A 25,448-nucleotide genomic window follows, 5' to 3' on the forward strand; every position below is an offset into this window, starting at 1 on the left:
AGAGTTTTTATTGAAAGCAACAAGCCGGCACGGCCAAGTTATTTACTTCGTAACTGGCCCGAAAGCGCGCTCCTACGTTTTGCACACATGGCGGCCCACACCGCTATGAATTTATTGCCCTTCCGTCACACGCAGCACCGCCAGGAACGCCTCCTGCGGGATGTCCACCCGCCCGATGCGCTTCATCCGGCGCTTGCCTTCTTTCTGCTTTTCCAGCAGTTTGCGCTTGCGCGTGATGTCGCCGCCGTAGCACTTGGCGAGCACGTTCTTGCGCATGGCCGGAACGGTTTCGCGCGCGATCACCTTGCCGCCGATCGCCGCCTGGATGGCGACCTCGAACATCTGCCGCGGGATCAGTTCCTTCATCTTCGCCGCCAGCGCGCGCCCGCGCTCGTACGCCGATTCGCGATGCACGATGATGGAGAGAGCGTCCACCGGATCGCCGGCCACGAGAATATCGAGCTTCACCATCGGCGACTCCCACCAGCCCGACAGGTGATAGTCCAGCGAAGCGTAGCCGCGCGAAACCGACTTCAGCCGGTCGTAGAAGTCGAGCACGATCTCGTTCAGCGGCAACTCGTAGGTGAGCATGACGCGCGTGGAAGTGACGTACTCGAAATTCTTCTGCTTGCCGCGCTTCTCTTCGACCAGTTTCAGGATGCTGCCCACGTACTCCTCGTTCGTGAGGATCGTCGCCATGATAATGGGCTCTTCCACCTTGGCGATTTCGCTCTGCGGCAGCCAGCGCGAGGGATTGTCCACTTCAACCTTCGTGCCGTCGGTCCTGGTGATGATGTAGCGCACGCCAGGCGCCGTGGTGATCAGGTCGAGGTTAAACTCGCGCTCCAGCCGCTCTTGGATGATCTCCATGTGGAGCAGCCCGAGGAACCCGCAACGGAATCCGAAGCCCAGCGCTGCCGAACTCTCCGGCTCGAAGAAGAACGACGAATCGTTCAGCCGCAGCTTCTCCAAAGCCTCGCGCAGCAGGGTGTGCTCGTGCGCGTCCACTGTGTAGAGGCCGGCGAAGACCATCGGCTTGATGTCCTCAAAGCCCGGCAGCGGTTCGATGGCGGGCCGAGCGTCGTCGGTGATGGTGTCGCCTATCTTTGTGTCGGCCACATTCTTGAGATTGGCCATGAAAAAGCCGACTTCACCGGCCTTCAGTTCGTCCACTTCCACTGGCTTGGGCGTGAGGACGCCCAGCGTCTCAACTTCGGCCACGTGGCCGTTCGACCATAGGCGAATGTGCTGTCCGCGCCGCATCGTGCCCTGGAAGATTCGCGCCAGCACCACGACGCCACGGTAGGAATCAAACCACGAGTCGAAAATCAGCGCTTGGAGCGGCAGCTTCGCCGAACCCTTCGGATGCGGAATGCGTCTTACGATCGCCTCCAGCACCTCCGGCACCCCGTCGCCGGTCTTCGCGCTCACCGGCAGCGCGTTCGACGCGTCAAGGCCGACGGCGCCCTCGATCATGTCTTTCGTCCGCTGAATGTCGGCGCTGGGCAGGTCAATCTTGTTGATAACGGGAATGATTTCCAGTCCGTGATTGATCGCCAGATACGAGTTCGCCAGCGTCTGCGCTTCCACGCCTTGCGAGGCGTCCACCAGCAGCAGCGCGCCCTCGCACGAGGCGAGCGAGCGCGACACTTCGTAGCTGAAGTCCACGTGGCCTGGGGTATCGAGCAGGTTGAGCTGGTAGGTCTGGCCGTCGCGCGCGGTGTAGTTCATGCGCACGGCATGCGCCTTGATGGTGATGCCGCGCTCGCGCTCCAGGTCCATCGCGTCAAGCACTTGGGCCTGCATCTCGCGCGCGGTAAGCGCTCCGGTCAGCTCCAGCAGGCGGTCCGCGAGCGTGCTTTTGCCATGATCGATGTGGGCGATGATGGCGAAATTGCGGATGTGGGTGATGTCCATCGCGGCGGGGTCAGACCTGCTCACCGCTGACGCGCAGAGTTCGCGGGGCCTCTTTGCCTTGCAGATTCCCGGTGAAATCGGCGGCTCGGCGGTGAATACTTGATTCTAACAGGCGGCAGGGTTACTTCCGTGCCGCGTGCGGATTGCGCCGCGCCCGCGAAGCAACCTATGCTTGTCGAGAGAGGTTAGAAAATGCCTGAGCGAGCCCTCGACGTTGTTCGTCCCCTGGCGGAGAAGCTGCCCGCGGCTTCCCTTTCTGCCGACGACTTGATGCGCAAGATCTGCCATCTGCTCCACGAGCGCCTGCTCAAATACAACTGGGTCGGCTTCTACATGCTGGAAGGCGGCGCCGGCGGTGACACGCTGGTTCTCGGCCCGTTCGCCGGCAGCATGACGCCGCACACGCGCATCCAGCTGAACCAGGGCATCTGCGGCGCCGCCGCGTCGAGCGGCAGGACCATCGTCGTCGACGACGTAAACAGCGACCCGCGCTACCTGGCCTGCTCCATCGAAACCAAGTCGGAAATCGTCGTTCCGGTTTTCGTCGGCGGAAAAGTCGTGGGCGAGCTCGACATCGACAGCCATTTCCCCGCCGCATTCAAAGACGACGACCGCGAATTCGTCGAATACTGCGCGGGGTTGGTCGGCAAAGCGCTGGAAGCGGAATCTAAGGCGCCGCAGAAGACGGCGACGACTCGCTAGCCGCAGCGAGAAAGATTCGCACCGCGTACCCATCCTCCTCCGAAGCCAGCGCTTCTTCCCAACCGGGCTCGCCGGGAGCATCTGCGCCTGGCGCAAGTGATGCCGTTACCCGCAGCACAGGCCTCACCGCCGCCACGTCGAGGAAGAGCATTTCGTTCACGATGCGTGCGCGGCACGTTCGCTCGGCAGGCAGCACCACGCGCCGACGCAGGTCGAGCACGTCGCGATGCCACTTCAACATGGCGTTGTGACCGTGCAGCGCCAGGTCCCAGTTGAGCTTCGAGAGCTCGAAGGTCTGCGGGTCCTGCGGATCGGGCACCTCGTCCCAGTTGAATTCGCGGAATTCCCGGCGCCGGCCGTCGCCCACCGCGCGCTGCAGCTCGGGATCGCTGAAGTCGGTGAAGAAAAGGAACGGCGCAGCCTCGTCGTACTCCTGTCCCATGAAGAGCAGCGGCGTTTCCGGCGCGAGCAGCAGGAGCGCGGCCATCAGTCTGCGCACCCCGCGCGGGACAAGGTGGTGCAGCCGCTCGCCCAGCGCTCGATTGCCCACCTGGTCATGGTTCTGTATGCAGATCACGTGCTGCGGCAGGCGCATGTCGCGCGCCGGTGTCCCGCGCGGCCGCTCCCAGAACTGGAAGTACTCTCCTTGATAGACGAACCCCTGCTCGAGAGCGCGGGCGATCTGCTCCGGACGCCCGAAGTCCTGGTAGTAGCCCCGCCGTTCTCCGGTGAAGTAAGCGTGTACCGCGTGGTGAAAGTCGTCGCTCCAGAGCGCATCCAGTCCGTAGCCGCCGCGCCTCGCCGGACGCACGATGCGCCCATCGTTTTCGTCGGTTTCGGCGATCACGCACACCGTCCGCCCCAGTTCGCGCGCCAGTTCCTGCACGTTTTCACCGATTTCCGCGAGAATGTGCGGTTGCGACGCGTCGTGCATCGTCTGCACGGCGTCGAGCCGCAGGCCGTCGAGGTGATACTCCGCGATCCAGTAGAGCGCGTTCTCGATCACGTAGCGCCGCACGCCTTGCGATCCGGGCCCGTCGTAGTTGATGGCGTTCCCCCAAGGCGTAGGATAGCGGCCGGTCAGATACGGACCGAACATCGGCAGGTAGTTGCCCTCGTTGCCGAGGTGGTTGTAAACCACGTCGAGCACAACGGCCAGGCCGGCAGCGTGCGCTGCATTCACCAGCGTCTTCAAGCCCTCGGGCCCGCCGTAGCTCGCCTGCACCGCGTACCAGGCCACACCGTCGTATCCCCAATTGCGCGTTCCGGGGAACGCCGCGACCGGCATCAATTCGATAACCGTAACGCCGACGTCACGCAGATATTCGAGCCGCTGGAGGATGCCGTCGAAAGTGCCTTCGCGCGAGAACGTGCCCACGTGCAGCTCGTAAAGGACGTAGTCCTCCGGTCGCAACCCTCGCCAGGCATCGTCAGTCCAGCGAAACGCGTTGGGATCAACAATCTCGGTGGGCCCGTGGACTCCTTCCGGCAGCAGGCGCGAGACGGGATCGGGCACCGGTTTGCCGCCGTTCACGCGGTAAAAATAGCGGCCGCCGGGGCCGGCCTCCAGCAGCGCGGTAAACACGTCGCCCGCCTGGCGTTTCAGAGGAAACTCGCGGTAGCCGTCGCCGGCGCCGGGCTTGTCCAACAGGCGCACCACAAGCTCGCGCGCCGCCGGCGCCCACACGCGGACCTCGGTTCGGCTGCCGGACGTGATCGCGCCAAAGGTGGCGGTACGGGCTTGGATCCTCAACGATTTGAGCCGCAAGACTGCCTACTCTAAGATGCCTGCTGCGGCGCATGCGCCCGACGAAATCTGGAATCTTTCATGCTCATTCTTGCTTCTTCCTCTCCGCGCCGAGCCGAACTGCTTCGCAACGCGCGCATCGAGTTCCGCGTGTGCCCTCCCGAAGTCGTGGAAGAGCTTCACCCCGGCGAGTTGCCCATCCACTTCGCGCGCCGCATGGCGGAAGCGAAGGCGCACTGGGTGTTCGCGCGCGAGCAAGGCGCTACCGTTCTCGGCGCCGATACCATCGTGACCGTGGGCGATTGCGTCCTTGGCAAGCCGCGCGACCAGGACGACGCCATGCAGATGTTGCGCCAGCTCTCTGGCCGGACGCACCAGGTCACAACCGGGATATGCCTCATCGGCGGCGATACCGAGCTGCTGGAGGACGAGACCACCGAAGTTGTGATGAGCGAAATCTCCGAGGACGAGATTCGCGCTTACGTCGCCACCGGCGAGCCCATGGACAAGGCCGGCGCCTACGCCATCCAGGGCATGGCTTCGCGATGGGTGAGCCGCATCGACGGAGACTACTGCAACGTGGTGGGACTGCCAGTGGCGCGGGTCTGGGGATTGATGCGGGAGTTGGCGCTGCGTTAGGCGGGCGCGCCGGCGCCCGGCCGACGCGCGAACAGGCGATCTACTTCTTTTCCGGCTCGGCTTCGCCGTCCTTCATGGCGCTCTTGAAGTTCTTGATGCCTTCGCCGAGGCCCTTGCCCAGGTCAGCAACCTTTCCTGGCCCAAAAATCAGCAGCGCAATCGCGAAGATGACCAGTAGTTCCGGGACCCCTAGTTTGCCAAGCATACTTCCTCCATCTGCAGGGGGAGCTGAGAATAGGATTCTAGGCGCTCCGCCAGCCCGAGTCAAAGCAACCAGCGCCTTACGGCGCAATGGCTTCGATCAGGGCAGCCAGCAGCGCCGTCCGGCGCGGGATTTCATCAATCAAGACCGATTCGTTCAGTGCATGGGCGCCTTCACCCACGCCGCCCAGTCCGTCCAGTGTCGGTAACCCCAGCGCCGCAGTGAAGTTGCCGTCGGAGCCACCCCCGGTGGCGGCCTCGTCGAGCTTCCACCCGATCTCACCGGCGAGTTCCCGTGCCTGGCGGTAAAGCGCAATCACTCCCTTGCTGCGCTCCATCGGCGGACGATTCAGGCCGCCCGTGACCTCGAGCTTGCAATGCTTGTTCCTGGGCTTGAGCGAGCGGAACTTGCGCTCGAGCACCGGACCGTCGGCGAGTCGGGCAATGCGGACGTCAACGTCCACGCTCGCCTCCGCCGCGACCACGTTGGTGCGCGTGCCGCCGCGAATCACTCCCGGGTTCACCGTCATGCCGCGCTTCACATCGGTGAAGCGCGCAACCGCGAGCACCTGGCGCGCCAGCTCGAGGATCGCGCTCTGCCCTTTTTCGAAGTCCACACCCGAATGCGACGCGCGGCCCGTAACTTTTATCGTGTAGTCGCCCACGCCCTTGCGCGCGGTCTTGACGGCCGCGCCCTGCGCCGGCTCCAGCACCAGCACGGCAGCCGACTTCTTGGCCAGCGCCTCGGTGATCGGCCGCGACGATTCGCTCCCCACTTCTTCGTCCGTATTCAGCAACACGGAGACCGGCCGCGGCAGCGCGCCACCCAGCTCCTGCAGCCCTGAGATGGCGTACATCATCATCACGATACCGGTCTTCATGTCGAGCACGCCCGGTCCCCACAGCCGGCCGGAGTCGTTCCGCCACGGCATTCTCACCAGTGTGCCGGTGTCCCACACCGTGTCGTGGTGACCGAGCAGCATGATAGGCTTCGCCTTCGCGCGACCGCCGAAGTCCACCTGAAGATGATCTCCGTACTGCGAGGCGGAGTGAAACTTCACTTCGCCGCCAATCGCCTTGAACTTCTCCGCCAGCACGCGGCCCAGCCGGTCGACGGCGGCCTTGTCGCTGCTGGGAGATTCCATCTCCACCAGCTGCTGGATAGTGGCGATCATCTCCGGCTGGCGGCGATCGAAGTACTCGCGTAATTCGGGCATTCGAGTGGAACGCTGGCTGTGCGCGGTCATGGTGTGGGTCGGGGTGTGGCGGCATCTACTATAATTGCCACGATTCCTGTGAAGATATCAGCATGAGCCAAACCACCGAAGCAACGCCGCCCGTGGCCGGCGCCGAAGCCATCCTCGACAACGCGGCCATCCAGCGCATCCTGCCGCACCGCTACCCCATGCTGCTGATCGATCGCGTGCTCGAAATCGAGCGCCGGCAGCGCATCGTGGCCATCAAAAACGTCACCATCAACGAGCCCTTCTTCGCGGGACACTTCCCCGGCTTCCCCATCATGCCCGGCGTGCTCATCGTGGAGGCAATGGCGCAGGCCGGCGGCGCGCTACTGCTCACCGAAGTTCCCGATCGCGACGAGAAGCTGATGGTCTTCACCGGAATCGAGAAGGCGCGCTTCCGGAGGCCGGTATTGCCCGGCGATCAGCTGCGCCTGGTCATGGAGGTTCTGGCCTGGCGCACCACGGCAGTGCGCCTGCAAGGGCAGGCTTTCGTCGGCGAAAAGCTCGCGGCTGAGGCGATCATCACTTCTCAACTGGTGGACCGCGCCCGCGCCGAGGGCCGGCGCGGCTCGTCCACGCAGGAATCGCTATCGTCATGAGCGCGGTCGCCGGACAGTCTGTGCACATTCACCCCACCGCCGTCGTCGATCCGTCGGCGAAAGTCCCGGAGTCATGCCGCATCGGGCCGTACTGCACGGTCGGCGCCGCTGTCGAGATGGGCGAGCACTGCGAGCTGATCTCTCACGTCGTGCTCGATGGCCCGACGCGCCTGGGCAGCCACAACCGCATCTTTCCCTTTGCCTCCGTAGGCCTCGAGCCGCAGGACCTGAAATTTGCCGGCGAAAAAACATGGCTCGAGATCGGCGGCCACAACACCATTCGCGAGTTCGTCACCATTCATCGCGGCACAGTGGGCGGAGGCGGCATTACGCGCGTGGGCAGCCATTGCCTCATCATGGCGTACACGCACATCGCGCACGATTGCACGATCGGCGACCACGTGATCATGGCCAACGGCGCCACGCTCGCCGGCCACGTGACGGTCGAAGACTGGGCCACGGTCGGCGCGCTCTGCCCGGTCCACCAGTTCGTGCGCATTGGCGCGCACGCCTACATCGGCGGCGGCACGGTGATCACGCAGGACGTGCTGCCGTTCTCTCTCACCAGCGCCTCGCGGAACAACCGCGCCTATGGCGTGAACACCGTTGGCCTGGAACGCCGTGGGTTTTCCGCCGATCGCGTGAAGAAGATCCGCCACGCCTTCCGCGTGCTGCTCAACTCGAAGCTCAACATCGCCGACGCCCTCGAGAAGCTCAAGTCTGGGCCCGATGCCGGCGACGACGTTGCCAGGCTGCTGCGCTTCATCGAGACCTCCGAGCGCGGGATCATCAAGTGAGCGAGCTGCGCCAGCGCCTGGGCGTGATCGCCGGCAACGGCAGCTTTCCTCTGCTCGTGGTGGACGCCGCCCGCAGCCGCGGCTACGATGTGGTTGTCGCCGCGATCAAGGAAGAAACGTTTCCCGAGATCGAGTCGCGCGGGGCTTCATCGGTTCACTGGATGTCCCTCGGTGAACTCTCGCGTCTGATCGAGACGTTCCAGCGCGAGGGTGTTCACCAGGCCGTCATGGCCGGCCAGGTGAAGCACAAGCAGATTTTTTCCAGCATCAAACCCGACTGGCGCCTGGCCAAGCTGCTGCTCTCCCTGCGCACGCGCAACACCGACGCGCTGATCGGCGCGGTCGCCAGCGTCCTCGCCGGGGAAGGCATTACGCTGCTCGACTCCACCGCGTTTCTGGAGCCGCTGCTGGCGCGCCCCGGCGTACTCACTCGCCGCTCTCCGAGCGAGCAGGAGCAGCACAGCATCGCTTACGGCCGCGGCGTGGCGCGCCACCTGGCCCGCTTCGACATTGGCCAGACCGTGGTCGTGGCCGGCTCCGCCTGCGTCGCCGTCGAAGCCATGGAAGGCACCGACGCGACCATTCGCCGCGCCGGCGAGATCATGGCCGCGCTCGGCGGCGCCGCATCCACGCTGGAGCGCGCGCTCATTGTGGTCAAAGTGGCAAAGCCCAACCAGGACATGCGCTTCGACGTCCCGGTCGTCGGCGCTGGGACCATCACCGCCATGCGCGAGGCCGGCGCCGTTTGCCTCGCGCTCGACGCGGGCAAAACGCTTCTGCTCGACGGCGACGCCGTCATCGCCGCCGCCGACGCCGCCGGTATCGCCATCACTGCCGACGCGACTCCGCAAGCATGAGCAACGACTCCAACCCGTTGCGCGTTGCTGTGGTCGGCGTGGGCGCCTTCGGACGCAACCATGCGCGCGTGTACCGCGAGCTGGAGCAGGCGGGCGAACCGGTGCGGCTGGCCGCGCTCGTAGATCGCGATCGCGCCAAGGCCACCGCCCTCGTCGAGCAGCTCGGTGCCGACGCACCCGTCCCGGTGTTCGCCAGCGTTGCCCACCTGCTCGCCTCGAATGCTCAGATTGCCGCGGCCTCGGTTGCCGTCCCGACCCTAGACCACCACGCCACCGCTATCGAACTGATGAACGCCGGCGTGGACGTGCTCGTCGAAAAGCCGTTGGCTTCCACGCTCGCCGAAGCCGACTCGCTCATCGCGCTCGCCGCCCGTACAAAACGCATCGCGCAGGTCGGGCACCTCGAGCGCTTCAATCCTGCGGTGCAGGCCGCCATCCCGCTGGTGCACACGCCGATGTTCTTCGAGGTGCACCGGCTCAGTGTGTTTTCGCCGCGCGCGCTCGACGTCGACGTGGTCCTGGACCTTATGATCCACGATCTCGACATCGTCCTCTCGCTCGTGCATTCGCCTTTGCGCGAAGTCCGCGCGGTCGGGATTCCGATCCTTTCCTCGAAGGTGGACATTGCGAACGCGCGCCTGGAGTTCGAGTCCGGATGCGTGGCGAACTTCACCGCCAGCCGTGTGAGCACCGAGCGCGTGCGCAAGTTGCGGCTGTTCCAGCCGCACCAGTACGTTTCACTCGACTACTCGCGGCAGGACGTCTTCGCCCTGTCGGTCGAAGCAGCCAAACCCGGCGACCCGCCTCCGGCTGCCGCCGCGCAGTTTCCGCCCATGCCGCTGCCCGCCGGAATGCGCATCACTCCCTCGCGCCCGGCGATCGCCAGCGAGGAGCCGCTGCACGCCGAGTTGCGGTCCTTCCTGGAAGCGGTACGCGCGCACCGCCCGCCCGCCGTCACCCTCGAAGACGGCCGTCGCGCCCTCGACGTCGCCTTCCAGATCCTGGCGCAGATTGCCGAGCACTCCGGCCGCGCCAACCTGGCCGCCATGGCAAGGCCTCAAGGGTAATCTCGGCCGCTACCCATGCGTCTAATTTCATTGGCCCTTTCAAGTGCAATCAGGTGAGCACTTTAAGCCAACAGTGCGGCTCGGGCCCAAGCCCCCGCGCGGCAAATCTAATGAGAGAATAGAAGTGGCTCGTTTGCGGACGCAGTGCGCCTGTTTCACCGGACGCAAACTTCGGCCGCGCCCAGCGTCTTAAGGCCGGATGTCCATCACCGGAATTACTCCCGTCGCCAGCCCGTCGCCGCCGCAGGAAGGCGGACGCCGCAGCCCGCTCCGCCGTCACACACCAGCCCCTCCGGACTATACGCCCGAGCTGCTGCTCCAATTGCAAGACGATCTGGCGCGCTCGCGCATGCGGGAAGCGCTGTGGCTCTCCGTCATTCTGCACCTGATGGTGGTGATGGCGCTGCTGTTCGCGCCGCGCCTGCTGCCCACGCGGTCCGCGATCGTCCTGGTGACCCCGCGGGAATTGATCAACAACCAGGAACTCACCTATCTCGATCTGCCCAAGGACCAGCAGACACCGCCACCCACGCCGCCTAAGACCGACATCATCTCCGACAAGAACCGCATCGCCACCTCGCACACGCCGCGCCTCAACCGCGAGGAGCTGAAGCGCATTCTCGACAGTGCGCGTCCCGGCGCGCCCGGCGCGGGCGTGAGCGCGCCGCCCTCGCAGCCGGCGCCGCAGGTCGCGCAAGGCGGCGGCCAGCAGGCGCAGCCCCAGCAGCAGACCTCCCAGCAGCAGCAAGGCCGCGGGCCAACGCCCCCGCCGACGAGCCAGACGGCGCAGCTGGAAACGCCGCCCGGCGCAGCTTCGCCCGGCGGCGGCGCATTCCGCAGCGGAGGACTCTCACCCGGGTCACTCATCGACCAGGCTGCTCGCGCCGCGGCCGCCAATCGTGGCGCTGGCGGCGTCGGCGGAGACTTTGGCGTCGGCTCGCCAACGCAGGGACAGGTGCTGGGCAACATGGAAGTGCTCAGCGACACCATGGGCGTGGACTTCGGCCCTTACCTCTCGCGCGTGCTCCACGACGTCCGGCAGAACTGGTACCTGCTGATTCCGGAAGTCGCCCGCGCGCCCATGATGAAGAAGGGCAAGGTCTCGATTGAATTCGCCATCACGAAGAACGGGCAGGTCGCCGGCATGCGCCTCATCGCACCGAGCGGCGACGCCTCGCTCGATCGCGCCGCCTGGGGCGGAATCACCGGCTCGAATCCTTTCCAGCCTTTGCCCACCGAATTCCGCGGCGACTACCTCGCGCTCCGCTTCCACTTCTTCTACAACCCGGATAGGAACGATCTGCGGTAACGGCAGTTGTCAGTTCCCAGGTGTCGGTTGCCAGTTGAGTTCACAGTTCACAGCTCGAATCCCTTATCGGAAAATTTCTTGTGAGCGGCAGCGTACGGCCCTCAACTGGCAACTGACAACTGGCAACCGGCAACTGCTAGTACGCCATCCTCACCAGCGTCCTTTGACCAAACGGCAGGTAGAGAAGTGCCGCTGCGGCGGCGAATGCCAGGCCAAGGCCGATCCGGTCGGCCAGCAGGAACGGTGTGAGCGCCCACAACTCGTCCGCCACCAGCAGCGCGGGGAAGAGTTTCTCAAACTTGCGGGCGAAGGACCGGTAGTCGAACGCCACCGCGAAAAGCTGGAAGAAGCGCAGCGGAATGCCGGCGGACGCCACCACCATCACCGCCACCGCCAGCGCGAAGGCCTGCCGCGGTACGGCCTTGGCGATCTCGCGCTCAACGCCGGCCACATGGCTCAGCGCCGCCACGTACAGCGCCAGGTACATGATCTGCGCCAGCACAAACAGCGACCGCACCAGCGCCCGTTGTGGACGCGGAAGTTCGTCGGCCACTTCGCCGCCGGCGGCGGTCGGTTGCGTGGCGCCCTCCGCGCCCGCCGCCGTGACCGGCGCGATGAACCGGTAGCCGCGACGCGCCAGTGTTTCGATAAAGCGGGGATTCGTGCCCGAATCGCCCAGCGCTCCGCGCAGTTTGTTGATGGCCGTGTTCAGGCCGTGATCGAAATCGACGAAAGTGTCCTGCGGCCAAAGCGCTTCGCGCAGTTCTTCCCGCGTCACCACCACCCCTGGGCGATCCAGCAGGATCGCCAGCACCTGGAACGGCTGCCCTTGCAGGCGCACCTTTGCGCCGTTGCGCCGAAGCTCGCCTGACCGCAGGTCGGCTTCGAAGATGCCGAAGCGCAGCAACGACGGGCCAGGCTTGGAATCGGAAGCGGACACTCGTCAGTAGTTTACGTCAGCAGATTCACTACAATGCCGCCATGCGGCCCACCCGCGAACTCGCCGTCGGAATGCTCCTCATCGCGCTGCTGACGCTGGTGTTCATTGTTGCTCGCTACGGCCGTGTCCTGCCCTGGGCGGCGCGCTGATGTCTTCGGCTCACAGCGATCCCTTGCTGGTCGCGCTGCTCGGACCGACCGCCAGCGGCAAGACGGCGCTCTCGCTCACCCTCGCCGAACGCTTCAACGGCGAAATCCTGAACTGCGATTCGGTCGCCGTTTACCGCGAATTCGATCTGGGCACCGCCAAGCCGTCGGCAGAAGAGCGTAGCCGCGTTCCACATCACCTGCTCGATGTCCTCGCGCCTACCGAATACTTCACTGCCGGCGACTACGCCCGTCGGGCGCGTGCGGTACTCTCGGAAATTCGCGAACGCAAACGACTGCCCATCGTTGTCGGCGGCGCCGGCCTGTATCTGCGCGCGTTACTCGATGGCCTCTTTGCCGGGCCGCCGCGTTCGGAAGAGTTGCGCGCGCGTCTCCGCGATCGGGCCGCCGGAAAAGGGTCCGCGTACCTGCACCGTGTCCTCACGCGCCTCGATCGCGCCGCCGCCGGGCGCATCCATCCGAACGACGAGGCCAAGCTCATCCGCGCCATCGAAGTCTGCCTCGCCGCGCGGCAGGCGATGAGCGACCTGTGGAAGCGGGGCCGCGACCCGCTGCGGGGCTTTCGCATTCTGCGCGTCGGCCTCGATCCCGACCGCGCCCAGCTCTACGACCGCATTAACCACCGCGCTGAAGCCATGTTCCAAGGCGGCCTGGTGGAAGAAACGCGGCAGCTGCTCGATCGCTATGGCGCTGCTGCAACACCGCTCGCCTCGCTGGGCTATGCTCAAGCCGTGCAGCTTCTGCGCGGCGAACTCGACCGGAAGTCGGCCGTCGCGGCCACCGCGCAGGGACATCGCAACTACGCCAAGCGCCAGATAACATGGTTTCGCCGCGAGCCCGAGGTCGCCTGGCTGCGCGGCTTTGGCGACGATCCCGCCATCCAGCGCGCCGCCGCCGAGATAATCGAAAAGGCTCGCCGCTAGTGCCCGTCCGACGCCGCTTTGATATGTTTGCTGGTATGGTGCGCCGCTTCGCCCTCGTCTTTCTGCTCTTCTCCCTCGTTTTCACCGCCGCCGCCCCCGCCAAAGACCGCTTCCAGGCGCCTGGCGCCGTGCACCTCGATCGCGACGGCGAAAAGTGGGTGGAGAAAACGCTGAAGCACCTCTCGCTCGAGCAGAAAGTCGGCCAGATGATCGTCATCTCCGCCGAAGCGGAGTTCATGAACCCGGCCAGCGCTGAGGCAGTCAAACTGCGCGACCAGATCCGCAAATATCATCTCGGCGGAATTGTGCTGACCGTCAAATACCAGGACGGCTTCCTCTACCGCAATCAGCCCTACGAAGCCGCCGCCTGGACCAACGCCTTGCAGCGCGACGCGGAGCTGCCGCTGATCTTCGCCGCCGACTTCGAGCGCGGCCTCTCCATGCGCTTGCAGGGCGCAACCACGTGGCCGCACGCCATGGCTTTCGGCGCCGACGGCAAAGTTGCCGACGCCGAAGCGTTCGGGCGCATCGTCGCGCTGGAGTCGCGCGCCATCGGCGTCCACTGGAACTTTTTCCCCGTCGCCGACGTGAACTCCAATCCCGACAATCCCATCATCAACACGCGTTCCTTCGGCGAAGATCCGCAGCAGGTTTCGGCGATGGTGGCCGCGTACATTCGCGGCTCGCGCGCCGGCGGAATGCTCACCACCGCCAAGCACTTCCCCGGACACGGCGACACCGCCACCGACTCGCACCTCGCGCTCGCCATCGTCCCCGGCGACCGCCAGCGGCTCGAATCGGTCGAGCTGCCGCCGTTCCGTGACGCGATCGCCGCCGGCGTCGATTCGATCATGGTCGCGCACGTCACCGTGCCCGCTCTCGATTCCGACGCGAACCGTGTAGCGACCACGTCGCCCGCCGTGGTCACCGATCTGCTCAAGCAGCAGCTCGGCTTCCACGGGCTGGTGGTCACCGACGCGCTCGATATGCGCGGTCTCACCCGCCACTACGCCGGCCCCGGCGGCGTGGACAACGGCCGCGCCGCGGTCGAGGCGGTGAAGGCCGGCAACGACGTGGTGCTGCATCCGGGCAACGTCGGCGCGGCCTTCGATGCGCTCGTCGCCGCTGTGCGCTCCGGCGAGATTCCCATGGCGCGGATCGATGAAGCCGTGCGCAAGATTCTCCGCGCCAAGGCCTCGGTTGGTCTGCATCGCGCACGTTTCGTCGACCTGAATGCGCTGGCAACCTCGATCGCGCGTCCGGAAAACATCGCCGCCGCCCAGCAGGTGGCCGACGATGCCGTCACCCTGGTGCGCGACAATGGCCGCGTTCTCCCCTTGAAAAAGACCGGAACCGCGGCCCCACGACCCGCGTATGGAGAAGTAAGAGAGCCGGGGACACGTACGTTCGCCTTGGTCCTCACCGATGATGTCCGTTCCGAGCAGGGCCGCGTCCTGGCGCACGAACTGAAGGCGCGCGTGCCTGATGCCGCGATCATGCAGTCCGATCCGCGGCTGGCGCCGTTGATGGCGCCGCAGATCATCGCCGCTGCCGACCGTGCCGAGAGCGTGATCGTGGCGGCTTACATCACACCGGTGTCGGGCAAGGTGGTGAAGGTGAACGGCGGGTACGAAAACAGCGTCTCGCTCGATCCGGCCGTGGCCGCGCTGCTGCACGACCTGCTGCGCCGCAACGCCGCGAAGACGGCGATGATCGCCGTCGGCAGCCCATATCTGGGCCGCAGTTTCCCGGAAGTACAAACGTACTTGTGCACGTTTTCGAATTCCACGGTTTCAGAACTCAGCGCCGTGAAGGCGCTGTTCGGAGAGATCAACATTCGTGGGCATCTTCCCGTCACCATTCCCGACTTTGCCGCGCGTGGCATGGGCATTGAACGCGCCGCGCTGTCGGCCTCAGGAGCTTCGCATGACGTTGCCGGCAACAATTCGACCCGCTAAACCAGCCGCCTCCGTTCTTCTGCTCGCAGCCGCCTTGGTCGCTGCGGGCTGCAGCATCAACAAGAGTGAGAACGGCTCCGGCAAGAACGTGGAGCTGAAGACGCCCCTGGGCGCCATGCACGTCACCACGGAAATCGATCCCAAGGACATCGGTATCCCGCTCTATCCTGGCGCTCGGCGCAAAGCCGACGACAATGACAAGGACCAGAGCAGCGCCAACGTGAACATCTCCAGCCCGCTGTTCGGCGTGAAGGTGCTGGCCGCCAAGTTCGAGACCGACGATCCTCCCGACAAGGTCCTTGCTTTTTACCGCGACAAGCTCAAGACCTGGGGCAGCGTGGTGGAGTGTGAGGGTGCCGCCGGCGATGTCAGCGTCCATACCGGCGCAGGCGACCTCGACTGCAAGGGCGACAAGCACGGCGGCAGCACCGAGCTGAAAGTCGGCACCAGGGAGCGCCAGCACGTGGTTTCCGTGAAGCCCGCAGGACACGGCAGCGAGTTCGCGCTCGTCTACGTGCAGACCCGCGGCAAGAACGACAGCATGTGAAGTTGCGGCCTGCGCGCTCCCTGCTGTAGCTTGAACTTGCGGATGGAGCACGCCTGTTATCAGTGCGGGGCCGCGGTGCAGGACGGCGCGCGCGCCTGCTCCGCTTGCGGCGCTCCCCAGATTCGCGTCGCCGGCGGCGACCCCGAATCGTCGCCTTCCCGGAACGAACTTCGCCCGGCCCTCCTCGCGCGTTCGCGCATCGACTGGCGCCACGGGCTTCCCGCCGCCGCCACCGCCGGCATCGGCGCCGGAATCCTCTCCGCGCTGCCGTTGCTCAGCCGCGGGTTCTTCATCTGGATGCTCGCCGGTGGCGCCGTCGCCGTATTGCTGTATCGCCGGCGCTCCTCGGCGCCTCTGATCACCGGCGGCATGGGCGCGCGGCTCGGGGTGGTGTCCGGCCTGTTCGGCTTCGGCAGCTTCGCCGTGCTGCTCTCCGTGTTCCTTCTCGGACGCAGCAGCGAGATGCGCGAACTGCTGCGTCGCATGCTGGAAGAGGCCGCCTCGCGCAATCCCGATCCGCAGGCCCAGCAGATCGCCCAGCGCATGATGACGCCCGAAGGTCTCGCGGTGCTGGTCACGCTCACGCTGGCGCTTTTTTGCGTTGCATTCCTCGTGTTGGGAAGCCTGGGCGGCGCGCTCGGCGCTTCCATGGGGCCGCGCGAACCCCGCTAAACACGCCCTCTCGGGCCAGCCTGCGCACGCGACTCCGCAGCTTGCCCGGCCCGGCTGCGCCCGCGTATCATCCTGTGAATGTCTGCTATCACCTCAGCCCGCCCGTCGAACCTGCGCGAAAAATCGCAGCTCATGTCGAGCTCTGAAATTGAGCGCACGCTGGTGCGCCTCGCCCACGAAATCGTGGAAAAGAACGGCGGCACCGATCGGCTCGGGCTCATCGGTATCCGCCGCCGCGGCGTGCCGCTGGCGCAGCGACTGGCCAAACTGATCGAGATGATTGAGAAGAAGCCGGTCCCGACCGGCACCCTCGACATCACCCTCTACCGCGACGACCTTTCGACCGTCGGCGCCAAGCCGGTCGTGCAGAAGGGCGAGGTCGGCTTTGAAGTCACCGACATGAACGTCATCCTGTGCGATGACGTGCTCTACACCGGGCGCACCGTCCGCGCCGCGCTTGACGCGCTCTTCGACCACGGCCGCCCGCGCCGCGTGCAGCTCTGCGTGCTCATCGATCGCGGACATCGCGAGCTGCCCATCGAGGCGGCCTTCATCGGCCGCAAAGTGCAGACCTCGGACCGCGAGATCATCGAGGTCAAGTTTCACGAGGTGGATGGCGCCGAGAAAGTTCTTCTCGTCGAGCGCACCGACTGATCTCGCCAATGAAAGCAAGCCCGTCGCTGCTGGGAATCGAGCCGCTCGACGCGCGCCAGATCACTTCCCTGCTGCGCTCCGCGCGCCGCATGGCCCGCGGCCGCCCGCGCCCGGTCCTTCGCGGCCGCCACATCGTCCTGCTCTTCTACGAGGCCTCCACGCGGACACGCGTGTCCTTCGAGCTCGCCGCGCAGTCGCTCGGCGCAACCACGTACCTGGTGCACGCCACCGCCTCCAGTATCGAGAAGGGCGAGACCCTGCTCGACACTGGCCGCACGTTGCGCGCTATCGGCGCCGACGCCATCGTCATCCGCCATCCCTCGTCCGGTGCGCCGCACCTGCTCGCGAAACATCTCGACATTCCCATCATCAACGCGGGCGACGGCATGCACGAACACCCGTCGCAGGCGCTGCTCGACGCCTATACCATTCTCGAGCGCAAGAAGCGCATCGAAGGTTTGCGCGTCGCCGTGGTCGGCGACATCTTCCACAGCCGCGTCGCCCGCTCCGACATTCACCTGCTCTCGCGCTTCGGCGCCCGCCTCACGCTCTGCGGCCCGCCCGACCTGGTGCCTGATGTTGCCGTCACGCTTGCGCCCGGCCTGCGCGTCACCCGCTCCATCACCGAGGCGCTCACCGGCGCCGACATCGTTATGCTGCTGCGCGTGCAGAAAGAGCGTTTTGCCGGGACGGAACTGCGTCCCGAGAGCTACGCGGCCGAATATCAGCTCACGCCCGAGCGCCTGCGCCTCGCCAAGCGCGATGCCATCGTGATGCACCCCGGCCCCATGATTCGCGGCATGGAAGTGGACGACGCCGTAGCTGACAGCACGCAGGCCGTCATCCTCGACCAGGTGCGCAACGGCGTCGCCGTCCGCCGGGCAATCCTCGCGCACGTTCTGGGGGCCGCATGAGTGCGCAGAAGAACAACTCACCGCGGATGAACGCGGATGACCGCGGATCAAGTCATTCCGTTCTGATTCGTGGTGGGCGCCTGATTGATCCTGCTGCAGGCGTTGACGGCGAGCGCGACGTACTGCTGCGGGATGGCCGCGTTGCCGAGGTCGCCGCGCCCGGCACGCTCAAAGACCCCGACGAAGTCTTCGACGCGCGCGGCCTAATCGTTGCGCCCGGTTTCGTTGACCTGCACGTCCACCTGCGCGAGCCAGGTCAGTTCCACAAGGAAACGATCGCGACGGGCACAGCGGCGGCGGCCGCGGGCGGATTCACCTCCGTCTGCGCCATGCCGAACACGAACCCGGTGAACGATTTGCCTGCGATCACGCGCTGGATGCGGCAGCCCGAGCGCGGCGCCATCGTCAACGTCTTTCCCATCGCTGCCGCGACGTTCGGCAGCGCCGGCGAACGCCTCACCGACTTCGCGGCTCTTCGCCAGGAAGGCGCAGTGGCGTTCACCGACGATGGCAAACCGGTGCTCGATCCGCAGCTCATGCGCGAGGCGTTGCGCCAGGCCGCGGCGCTGGGCGTGCCCATCGTGCAGCACGCCGAAGACACGCGCATGACCGCCGGCTGCCACATGCACGCCGGCCCGACATCGTTCCGCCTCGGCCTGCGCGGCATGCGTTTTGAAGCCGAGTCGGGAATCGTGGAGCGCGACATTGATCTGGCGCGCGAAACCAAGGCGCACCTGCATGTGGCGCATCTCTCGACCGCCGCCGCGCTCGATGCCGTCCGCCGCGCGCGCAGCCTTGGGGTGCGTGTCACTTGCGAAGTCGCGCCGCACCACTTCACCCTCACCGACACCGACGTCGGCGAGTACGACACCAATCGCAAGATGAACCCGCCGCTGCGCTCCTCCGCCGATCGCGACGCGCTCCTGGCGGGCTTGGCTGACGGCACGGTGGACGCCATCGCCACCGACCACGCACCGCACGCCGCCTTCGAGAAAAACGCCGAGTTCGATCGCGCGCCCTTCGGCATCATCGGCCTGGAAACCGCACTGCCGCTCGCGATCGGCGAATTGCACCTCAAACGCCGCCTGCCGCTCACGCGCATTGTCGAGCTGCTGTCGTCGAATCCGGCCCGCATCGTCGAGCTGACAGGCCGCGGCACGCTCGCGCCCGGCTCAATTGCCGATGTGACGATCTTCGATCCGAAGAAGAAGTGGGCCTACGACGTAGCGCGCTCGCGCTCCAAGTCGCGCAACTCGCCGTTTGATGGATGGAAGATGACCGGCCAGGTGGTCATGACCGTAGTAAGTGGAAAAGTAGTTTTTCGCGGCTAGTTGCAGACAGGTCCTAGCTGCGCGGCGTCGAGGGGCAGGTGATACGTTTCTGTTCGAAACGACGCGTCGAGGGATGGATCGCCTCCATTCCATATCCCGGGAATAACCAGGTCGATCCGTTCCGGCTTTGTACTGATGTGAGCGCTTGCTTTCGTGTTCTGCTTCAGCCGGAGTCTTGGTCTACCAGACTCGTACGCAATCACAAATACGCGATCGGTCGTGCCTCCACCGGTCTCGACAATCGCAATTTTGTCTCGCACGAGCGACTGCACAACGAAATCTTGTCCCGTATCAATCACTAGCGCGCGAGCGCTGGGCGCTGACGAAAGAGCCACTAGCTGTAATCCGCCGCTGCCGATGCATCGCCTCACTTCAATGCGGGCTCTTCGACCGTTAGGGCCACATCCGTTCACGCCGCCGCTGAGAACGGCAACGCTCTTCTCACAGGGGGTTAATGCCTGTGCGAATGAGCCGAGTGTCGTGATTAACGTGATCAGAATCGCAGCTCTCACTGCACAATCCCCAGCCGCCGTGCCACTCGCCGCATGATCTCCAGCGCCTGCGCCAGCTCTTCGCGGGTGTGCGTTGCGGTGACGATCGTGCGGATGCGCGCTTTGCCTTCAGGAACCGTGGGGAACGCAATCCCCGTCGCCATAACGCCTTCTTTGAACAGCTCGCGGCTGAACTTCATCGCCAAGCGCCCTTCGCCGACGATGACCGGCGTGATCGGCGTCTCGCTCGCCGGCGTATTCACGCCGCCGATGTTGAATCCTGCGTTGCCCAGTTCCTTCTTGAAGTAGCGCGTGTTCTCCCAGAGTTGTTCAATCCGCTCCGGTTCGTTTTCCAAAACATCGAAAGCTGCAATGCACGTCGCCGCCACGCTCGGCGGATGCGACGTGGAAAACAGGAACGGCCGCGCCCGGTGATACAGGAAGTCAATCAGATCACGCGAGCCGCAAACGTATCCGCCCAGCGACCCAATCGCCTTCGACAGCGTGCCCACCTGCACGTCCACGCGTCCATGCACGTGGAAGTGGTCAATCGTGCCGCGACCGTTGCGGCCGAGCACGCCTGACGCGTGCGCGTCATCTACCATCATGATCGCGCCGTATTTCTCGGCCAGATCGCAGAGCGCGGGCAGCGGGCCGATGTCGCCGTCCATGGAGAAGACGCCGTCGGTGATCAGCAGCTTCCGCCCCGGCTGGTCTTTCACCGACGCAAGCTGCTCCTCGGCGTGCGCCACATCTTTGTGACGAAACACCAGGATCTTCGCCCGCGAGAGCCGCGCGCCGTCAATGATCGACGCGTGGTTCAGCTCGTCGGAGATGATGAAGTCTTCCTTGCCCAGGATCGCCGACACCGTCCCCGCATTCGCCGTGAAGCCCGACTGAAAGACCACGCACGCCTCCACGTTCTTGAAGCGCGCAATCTTCTCCTCCAGTTCCATGTGGATCTTCATCGTGCCGGCAATCGTCCGTACCGCGCCCGACCCGACGCCGTACTTGCGCGTCGCCTCCAGCGCAGCCTCGCGCAGCTTGGGATGCGTCGTAAGCCCGAGGTAATTGTTCGACGCAAGATTGATGACCTCTTTCCCGTCGAAGCGTGTGACCGGCTTCTGCTCGTCATCGAGCACGCGGAGATTGAAGTGTGTTCCCTTCTTCTTCAGATCATCAATCTGGTCGGTGAGATAACCGAGTGGATTGGCGCGAGTGGTTGCGGTGGGCATGATCGGACAAGTGTAAAGCAGCAAAAAAGTCTACTTCACGCCATTGGGATACACCAGAATCTTGCTCGCCTCGCCGGTTTGCAGCCGTTGCATTGCCGCGCCGAAATCCTTCATCGCCACGCGATCGGTGATCACCGGATGCATGTCGAGTTTGCCGGCCTTGAGCAGCGCCGTCATCTGGTACCAGGTCTGGTACATGCGTCGGCCGTTGATGCCTTGGATCGTGATGCCCTTGAAGATGATGTCTTCGGAAAAATTCAGCGAGATGGGACGCGAGGTGAGCCCAAGCAGCGAGACGCGGCCGCCGCGGCGGACCACGTCGAAAGCTGTTCGGATCGCGTCCGGATGCCCGGCCATCTCCAGCACCACGTCGGCGCCGGCGCCCCCGGTTACGTCCAGCACGGCCGACTTCACGTCGTCCTTCGCGGGATCGAGCACGTAGTCGGCCTTCATCTGCTTGGCGATCTTGCGGCGGTGCTCGTTCACCTCGACGGCAATCACCGTGGTCGCGCCCACCGCGCGCGCCACTGCGATGGAAAACAACCCGATCGGTCCCGCGCCGGTGATGACCACGCTCCGCGCGGCGATCTCCCCTGCCAGCACCGCGTGCACCGCGTTCCCGAGCGGATCGAGGATCGAGGCGTACTCCGGCGGAATTGCTGGATCAAGCTTCCATATATTCGACTCGGGAATCGCTACGTACTCGGCGAACGCGCCATTGGCGTCCACGCCAATGATCTTCACGTTCTGGCAGATGTGCGCTTCGCCGATTCGGCATTGCACGCACTTGCCGCACGCCACGTGCATCTCGGCGGAAACGAAGTCGCCCGCTTTGACCGTGGTGACTTCACGCCCCACGGCCGCTACCGTGCCGCAAAACTCATGACCCGGAATGAGCGGCGGATGGATGCGCCGCTGCGCCCAGGAATCCCAGTTATAGATGTGCAGATCGGTGCCGCAGATGGAGGCGACGTTGACCTTGACCAGCACTTCGCCCGGACCGATCTCCGGCACCGGGACCTGGCGAACTTCGGCGCCGGGCGCCGCTTCCGGCTTGACGACCGCGAGCATGGTTGCAGCCATGATGAATGGATGCGCCGGTGGGCGCGGCGCAAACACGTGATTCTAGCACCCGGAGTTATTCCTGCCGTTTGCGGCGCTCGAGCTCGGCTGCGCGACCCGCCTGCTCTGACATGCCGCGCGGAATGCTCAGCGACTTCCACTCCGCGCCGCGTGCGTGCTTGGCGAGCAGCACGATTTGTCCGACGTGGTACGCGTAGTGCGCCACCTGGCGGTTGATGGCCTGCAACACCGTGTGCTCCTGTCCGCGGATTGTGACCACGCGGCCCAGGTCATCCGGCTTCAGCGACTCAATCGCGCTGAACACCACCGTCCAGCTCTCCTCCCACACGCGCATCAGCTCGGCACGCGTCGCTCCCGTGTCCATTTCGAACTCGGTATCGCGCTTTCGCCACGGCTTTCGCCGTCGCTCGTTAAAAAGTCGGTAAAGCGCGAGCGCATATTGCCGGTGATGTGCTTCATCACGACCGCGATGCTGTTCGCCTCGGGATCGAGTTGCGAGAACAGCTCCGCGTCGCTCACCTGCGCAATCGCGCCCTCGGCCAGCCGCTTGTGTCCGCGCAGGCTGCGCCGCGCTTCGTCCAGATAAGCGGCGCCGACGTCCATCGTGTCTCCTCGTGTCGATTGCGGCGGCCTAATCCACCGACCGTTGAACTGCAAAACCGGCCGCCGGCGTTTTTTTAATTCGGCAATTCCGCACTTCGGCAATTCGGCAATCGTGTTCAGGCGCCCTTCTTCAACGCCTAGCGGGCCTGCGTCGGCTTGTCGCGCTTCCCCATCCGCCGCCGCCTGGCGATTCGATGCGGACCCTCTCACCGGGTCGCAAATGTACGCTCGCTTTTCCCGCCAGCAGTTCACGCGAGCCCCCGTTGCGAATGATTTCCGTTCTTCCCGCGGCTCCGTCTTCGCCGCCCGCCAGACCCCACGGACCGCGCTCCCGCCGCTCGGAGAGCAGAGTGACCTCGGCGTTGGTCAGTACTTCCACCTCGCGCACAATGCCGTCGCCGCCGCGATACCGCCCGGCGCCTCCCGAACCGCGTCGTAGTGCATAGCGCGTAATGCGAAACGGATACGCGTACTCCAGCGCCTCCGCCGGCGTGTTCAGCGAGTTGGTCATGTGCACGTGGATGCCGGAGACGCCGTGCTTTGTCGGCCGCGCACCCATGCCGCCGGCAATCGTCTCGTAATAAGCGAACGGCTCGGCGGTGCGCGGATCGGTGCCGCCAATCGTCAGGTTGTTCATCGTCCCCGATGCCGCTGCTGGAATTCGCTGCGGCAACGCCTGCGCCAGAGCCCGCAGCAGCACGTCCACAATGCGCTGCGACGTCTCCACGTTCCCCCCCGCCACCGCGGCTGGCGGACGCGAATTCACGATCGTGCCCGCCGGCGCCATCACTTCAATCGGCCGCATCAGACCCGCCGTTGCGGGCACGTCATCGGTCAGCAGGCAGCGAAACACGTAGAAGCACGCCGACCACGTGATCGCTTCCACTGCATTTACGCTGCCTGCGACCTGGGTATCGCTTCCAGAAAAGTCCACCGTCGCCATCGGGCGGCCCCGCGCGGCCTTCGCGAACGTAATGCTTACAGCTATTCGCACCGGCCCAGCCCCCTGGCCGTCATCGTCGAGGAAGTCTTCCGCCGAAAATGTTCCATGTGGAACACTTTGCAGGAACGCGCGCATCATCTCTTCCGAGTACGCCAGCAGATCGGCGGCGGCGCGATGCACGCGCGCCAGCGAGTAGCGCGCGCAAAGGTCCCGTAGCCGCTCGGCGCCGGTGTGGCAGGCCGCCAGTTGCGCCGCCAGGTCGCCTTCGCGCTCGCCCGGCGTGCGCACATTGTTCAGGATGAGCGCGAGAACATCCCGCTGCATCTCGCCGCGCCGCATCAGCTTCACCGGCGGAATCCGCACGCCTTCCTGGTAAATCTCGCGGCAGGTTCCCATCGAGCCCGCGTACGTGCCGCCCACGTCCGCGTGGTGCGCGCGCGACGCGACAAAAAACGCCGCCCGCGCTCCGCGCCGCTTCTCGACAAACACCGGCGCCACCAGCGTGATGTCGGGCAGGTGCGTGCCGCCGCGAAATGGATCGTTGAGGATAGCGACATCGCCCGGCTGCAAAGTCAGCTCGTCAATCGCCGCCCGCACCGACATCGGCATCGAGCCCAGGTGCACGGGCATGTGGTCGCCCATCGCGATCACGTTGGCGCCCGCGTCGAACACGGCGCAGGAGTAGTCGCGGCGTTCCTTAATATTGGGCGAGAAGGCGGTGCGGCGGAGCGCGGCGCCCATCTCCTCCGCGATGGAGTGGAACAGGTTCTTGAAGACTTCCAGCTCGATCGGATCGCGTGCCATACGGGAATCGCCTGCAAGTCTACGCGCTTGCCGAGGCGATGCGCGAGCGGCACCTTCTTGGACGGGCCCTGGCCCTCACGCAAACTGCTTATTGACGCTGACGATGAGCCGCCGTAGTATCGCGCCACCAACTTGGCCGCATGAGTACCCACGCGAAACCGAAGCCGCAGCGTAAAGCGAAGAGATCGAAAGAGCGCAGCCAGGATGACATACTGATTCCGGATAAGCTCTACTTTCGCATCGGCGAAGTGGCCGGGCTTTGCCGTCTGCCGGCCTACGTCCTGCGCTTCTGGGAGACCGAGTTCCCGCAGCTGAAGCCGGTCAAGAGCAGCACCGGTCAGCGCATGTATCGGCGGCGCGACGTGGAAAGCGTTGTCCGCATCAAGCAGCTCCTCTACGACCAGGGTTTCACCATCGCCGGTGCGCGCCAGCGCCTGCGCGACGAAGCCAAGCCGGCGCGCGACCAGTCGCCGCTGCCCTTCCCGCAGAAGTCAACCGTCGAACTGAAAAAGGTGCGCCAGGGGCTGCAGGAGATACTCGGTATCCTCTCTGCACGGCGCTGACGCCGTTCAAACCAGGTTTCGTCGAGGCCCGGCGGGCCTCGCGCACGCGCCCTTTGCCGGTGCTAAACTGCGCCAATGCCGGGAAAGAAGCGCAACAGGTCCAGCCGCTATCAAGGATTCAGCGAAGAAATCTGCCAGACTCATCACGGGAGCGAAGGAAATCTACTATCCCGGCAGGCCGCACGGTCTGACGGCCACGCAACAGGACGAAGTCAACGCCGACCCGCTGGAATTCGTGAGCTCGGTTCAAAAAGGTCGCAGCGCAGCCTGAATCAACAATCAACTGAGAAAACTGGTCGGGACGGGCAGATTTGAACTGCCGACCCCTCGCACCCCAAGCGAGTGCTCTACCAGGCTGAGCCACGTCCCGACTGGATGATCGCCGCGAGGACCGCGGCGGGGGTTGACCCACCAATTCTACAACATCGCGTCCATGGCCCACGGGCGCCACCTTCCAAAATCGGGATTCCTCGCTCCACCGAAAAAAATCCGGGCTGACACGCAACCTTGCCGCCACGTACGTGTTGCAGAGCATCAGAGTCAG

24 protein-coding genes, 1 tRNA gene and 1 pseudogene are annotated in these 25,448 nt (G+C 65.1%); 15 read left to right on the top strand and 11 right to left on the bottom strand.

Features of this window, described 5'->3' with window-relative positions:
- Nucleotides 1-111: 111 nt before the first annotated feature.
- Nucleotides 112-1,917 (bottom strand): translation elongation factor 4, encoded by a 1,806-nt coding sequence (gene lepA / locus VFA60_00885; GenBank protein HZQ90330.1) that lies wholly within the window; start codon nt 1,915-1,917, stop codon nt 112-114.
- 192 nt (nt 1,918-2,109) lie between these two features.
- Between lepA and VFA60_00890 the strand changes: the two genes are divergently transcribed.
- Nucleotides 2,110-2,619: a GAF domain-containing protein gene (locus tag VFA60_00890; GenBank protein ID HZQ90331.1), complete on the top strand. Its 510-nt coding sequence runs from the start codon at nt 2,110-2,112 to the stop codon at nt 2,617-2,619.
- Here VFA60_00890 and treZ read toward each other — a convergent pair.
- Nucleotides 2,585-4,372, bottom strand: a complete 1,788-nt coding sequence (treZ, locus tag VFA60_00895) for a malto-oligosyltrehalose trehalohydrolase (GenBank protein ID HZQ90332.1) — start codon at nt 4,370-4,372, stop codon at nt 2,585-2,587. The genes VFA60_00890 and treZ overlap by 35 nt on opposite strands.
- Before the next feature lie 75 nt (nt 4,373-4,447).
- On the opposite strand from treZ, the gene VFA60_00900 reads away from it, so the two are divergent.
- Nucleotides 4,448-5,005: a Maf family protein gene (locus VFA60_00900; GenBank protein HZQ90333.1), complete on the top strand. Its 558-nt coding sequence runs from the start codon at nt 4,448-4,450 to the stop codon at nt 5,003-5,005.
- A gap of 40 nt (nt 5,006-5,045) precedes the next feature.
- Here the strand turns inward: VFA60_00900 and tatA are convergent, their stop codons facing one another.
- On the bottom strand, nt 5,046-5,210 hold the full coding sequence (tatA, locus tag VFA60_00905; protein ID HZQ90334.1) for a twin-arginine translocase TatA/TatE family subunit: 165 nt from the start codon (nt 5,208-5,210) through the stop codon (nt 5,046-5,048).
- Between the two features lie 76 nt (nt 5,211-5,286).
- Nucleotides 5,287-6,423, bottom strand: coding sequence for a M20 family metallopeptidase (locus tag VFA60_00910; protein ID HZQ90335.1), 1,137 nt, complete (start codon nt 6,421-6,423; stop codon nt 5,287-5,289).
- A 92-nt stretch (nt 6,424-6,515) separates the two neighbouring features.
- Here VFA60_00910 and fabZ point away from each other — a divergent pair, with 92 nt between their 5' ends.
- The 5 genes from fabZ (at nt 6,516) to VFA60_00935 (ending at nt 11,076) form a co-directional block, all read left to right on the top strand.
- The gene (gene fabZ, locus VFA60_00915) at nt 6,516-7,046 is read left to right on the top strand and encodes a 3-hydroxyacyl-ACP dehydratase FabZ (GenBank protein ID HZQ90336.1); all 531 of its coding nucleotides are present in this window, start codon (nt 6,516-6,518) and stop codon (nt 7,044-7,046) included.
- Complete coding sequence (gene lpxA, locus VFA60_00920) at nt 7,043-7,843, top strand: acyl-ACP--UDP-N-acetylglucosamine O-acyltransferase (protein ID HZQ90337.1); 801 nt, start codon at nt 7,043-7,045, stop codon at nt 7,841-7,843. Before fabZ ends, lpxA begins: the two co-directional genes overlap by 4 nt.
- Nucleotides 7,840-8,700: a UDP-2,3-diacylglucosamine diphosphatase LpxI gene (gene lpxI / locus VFA60_00925; GenBank protein ID HZQ90338.1), complete on the top strand. Its 861-nt coding sequence runs from the start codon at nt 7,840-7,842 to the stop codon at nt 8,698-8,700. Before lpxA ends, lpxI begins: the two co-directional genes overlap by 4 nt.
- Nucleotides 8,697-9,767 (top strand): Gfo/Idh/MocA family oxidoreductase, encoded by a 1,071-nt coding sequence (locus VFA60_00930; GenBank protein HZQ90339.1) that lies wholly within the window; start codon nt 8,697-8,699, stop codon nt 9,765-9,767. Before lpxI ends, VFA60_00930 begins: the two co-directional genes overlap by 4 nt.
- 199 nt (nt 9,768-9,966) lie before the next feature.
- Nucleotides 9,967-11,076: a TonB family protein gene (locus tag VFA60_00935; protein HZQ90340.1), complete on the top strand. Its 1,110-nt coding sequence runs from the start codon at nt 9,967-9,969 to the stop codon at nt 11,074-11,076.
- 136 nt (nt 11,077-11,212) lie between these two features.
- Here the strand turns inward: VFA60_00935 and VFA60_00940 are convergent, their stop codons facing one another.
- Nucleotides 11,213-12,016: a winged helix-turn-helix domain-containing protein gene (locus VFA60_00940; protein HZQ90341.1), complete on the bottom strand. Its 804-nt coding sequence runs from the start codon at nt 12,014-12,016 to the stop codon at nt 11,213-11,215.
- 148 nt (nt 12,017-12,164) lie between these two features.
- Between VFA60_00940 and miaA the strand changes: the two genes are divergently transcribed.
- The 7 genes from miaA to VFA60_00975 all read left to right on the top strand — a co-directional run bounded on the left by miaA (nt 12,165) and on the right by VFA60_00975 (nt 19,182).
- Nucleotides 12,165-13,106 carry a tRNA (adenosine(37)-N6)-dimethylallyltransferase MiaA gene (miaA, locus tag VFA60_00945; GenBank protein ID HZQ90342.1) on the top strand — a complete coding sequence of 314 codons (942 nt, stop codon included), beginning with the start codon at nt 12,165-12,167 and terminating at the stop codon, nt 13,104-13,106.
- Nucleotides 13,106-15,064, top strand: coding sequence for a glycoside hydrolase family 3 N-terminal domain-containing protein (locus VFA60_00950; GenBank protein HZQ90343.1), 1,959 nt, complete (start codon nt 13,106-13,108; stop codon nt 15,062-15,064). Before miaA ends, VFA60_00950 begins: the two co-directional genes overlap by 1 nt.
- A 34-nt stretch (nt 15,065-15,098) precedes the next feature.
- Complete coding sequence (locus tag VFA60_00955; protein ID HZQ90344.1) at nt 15,099-15,611, top strand: hypothetical protein; 513 nt, start codon at nt 15,099-15,101, stop codon at nt 15,609-15,611.
- A gap of 42 nt (nt 15,612-15,653) precedes the next feature.
- Nucleotides 15,654-16,283 (top strand): zinc ribbon domain-containing protein, encoded by a 630-nt coding sequence (locus tag VFA60_00960; protein ID HZQ90345.1) that lies wholly within the window; start codon nt 15,654-15,656, stop codon nt 16,281-16,283.
- 78 nt (nt 16,284-16,361) lie between these two features.
- Nucleotides 16,362-16,937 carry a bifunctional pyr operon transcriptional regulator/uracil phosphoribosyltransferase PyrR gene (gene pyrR, locus VFA60_00965; protein ID HZQ90346.1) on the top strand — a complete coding sequence of 192 codons (576 nt, stop codon included), beginning with the start codon at nt 16,362-16,364 and terminating at the stop codon, nt 16,935-16,937.
- A gap of 8 nt (nt 16,938-16,945) precedes the next feature.
- A complete protein-coding gene (locus VFA60_00970; GenBank protein HZQ90347.1) occupies nt 16,946-17,851 on the top strand; it encodes an aspartate carbamoyltransferase catalytic subunit in 906 nt (301 codons plus the stop codon).
- 26 nt (nt 17,852-17,877) lie between these two features.
- Nucleotides 17,878-19,182, top strand: coding sequence for a dihydroorotase (locus VFA60_00975; GenBank protein ID HZQ90348.1), 1,305 nt, complete (start codon nt 17,878-17,880; stop codon nt 19,180-19,182).
- A 508-nt stretch (nt 19,183-19,690) separates the two neighbouring features.
- On the opposite strand, the gene VFA60_00980 is transcribed toward VFA60_00975, so the two are convergent.
- The 5 genes and pseudogenes from VFA60_00980 to VFA60_01000 form a co-directional block, all read right to left on the bottom strand.
- Nucleotides 19,691-20,908: a glycine C-acetyltransferase gene (locus VFA60_00980; GenBank protein HZQ90349.1), complete on the bottom strand. Its 1,218-nt coding sequence runs from the start codon at nt 20,906-20,908 to the stop codon at nt 19,691-19,693.
- Between the two features lie 30 nt (nt 20,909-20,938).
- Nucleotides 20,939-21,991, bottom strand: coding sequence for an L-threonine 3-dehydrogenase (tdh, locus tag VFA60_00985; protein HZQ90350.1), 1,053 nt, complete (start codon nt 21,989-21,991; stop codon nt 20,939-20,941).
- Between the two features lie 55 nt (nt 21,992-22,046).
- A pseudogene (locus VFA60_00990) lies at nt 22,047-22,364 on the bottom strand (DUF1572 family protein).
- Nucleotides 22,325-22,594 (bottom strand): DUF1572 family protein, encoded by a 270-nt coding sequence (locus VFA60_00995; protein ID HZQ90351.1) that lies wholly within the window; start codon nt 22,592-22,594, stop codon nt 22,325-22,327. The pseudogene VFA60_00990 and the gene VFA60_00995 overlap by 40 nt, the downstream one beginning before the upstream one ends.
- A 130-nt stretch (nt 22,595-22,724) precedes the next feature.
- On the bottom strand, nt 22,725-24,341 hold the full coding sequence (locus VFA60_01000) for a hydantoinase B/oxoprolinase family protein (GenBank protein ID HZQ90352.1): 1,617 nt from the start codon (nt 24,339-24,341) through the stop codon (nt 22,725-22,727).
- A gap of 140 nt (nt 24,342-24,481) precedes the next feature.
- Here VFA60_01000 and VFA60_01005 point away from each other — a divergent pair, with 140 nt between their 5' ends.
- Complete coding sequence (locus tag VFA60_01005) at nt 24,482-24,904, top strand: MerR family transcriptional regulator (protein ID HZQ90353.1); 423 nt, start codon at nt 24,482-24,484, stop codon at nt 24,902-24,904.
- Nucleotides 24,905-25,197: 293 nt separating this feature from the next.
- Here VFA60_01005 and VFA60_01010 read toward each other — a convergent pair.
- Nucleotides 25,198-25,274, bottom strand: a tRNA-Pro gene (locus tag VFA60_01010).
- Nucleotides 25,275-25,448: the final 174 nt, after the last annotated feature.

The sequence above is a fragment of the Terriglobales bacterium genome, assembly GCA_035651995.1.
Classification (GTDB): Bacteria; Acidobacteriota; Terriglobia; order Terriglobales; family Acidobacteriaceae; genus DASRER01.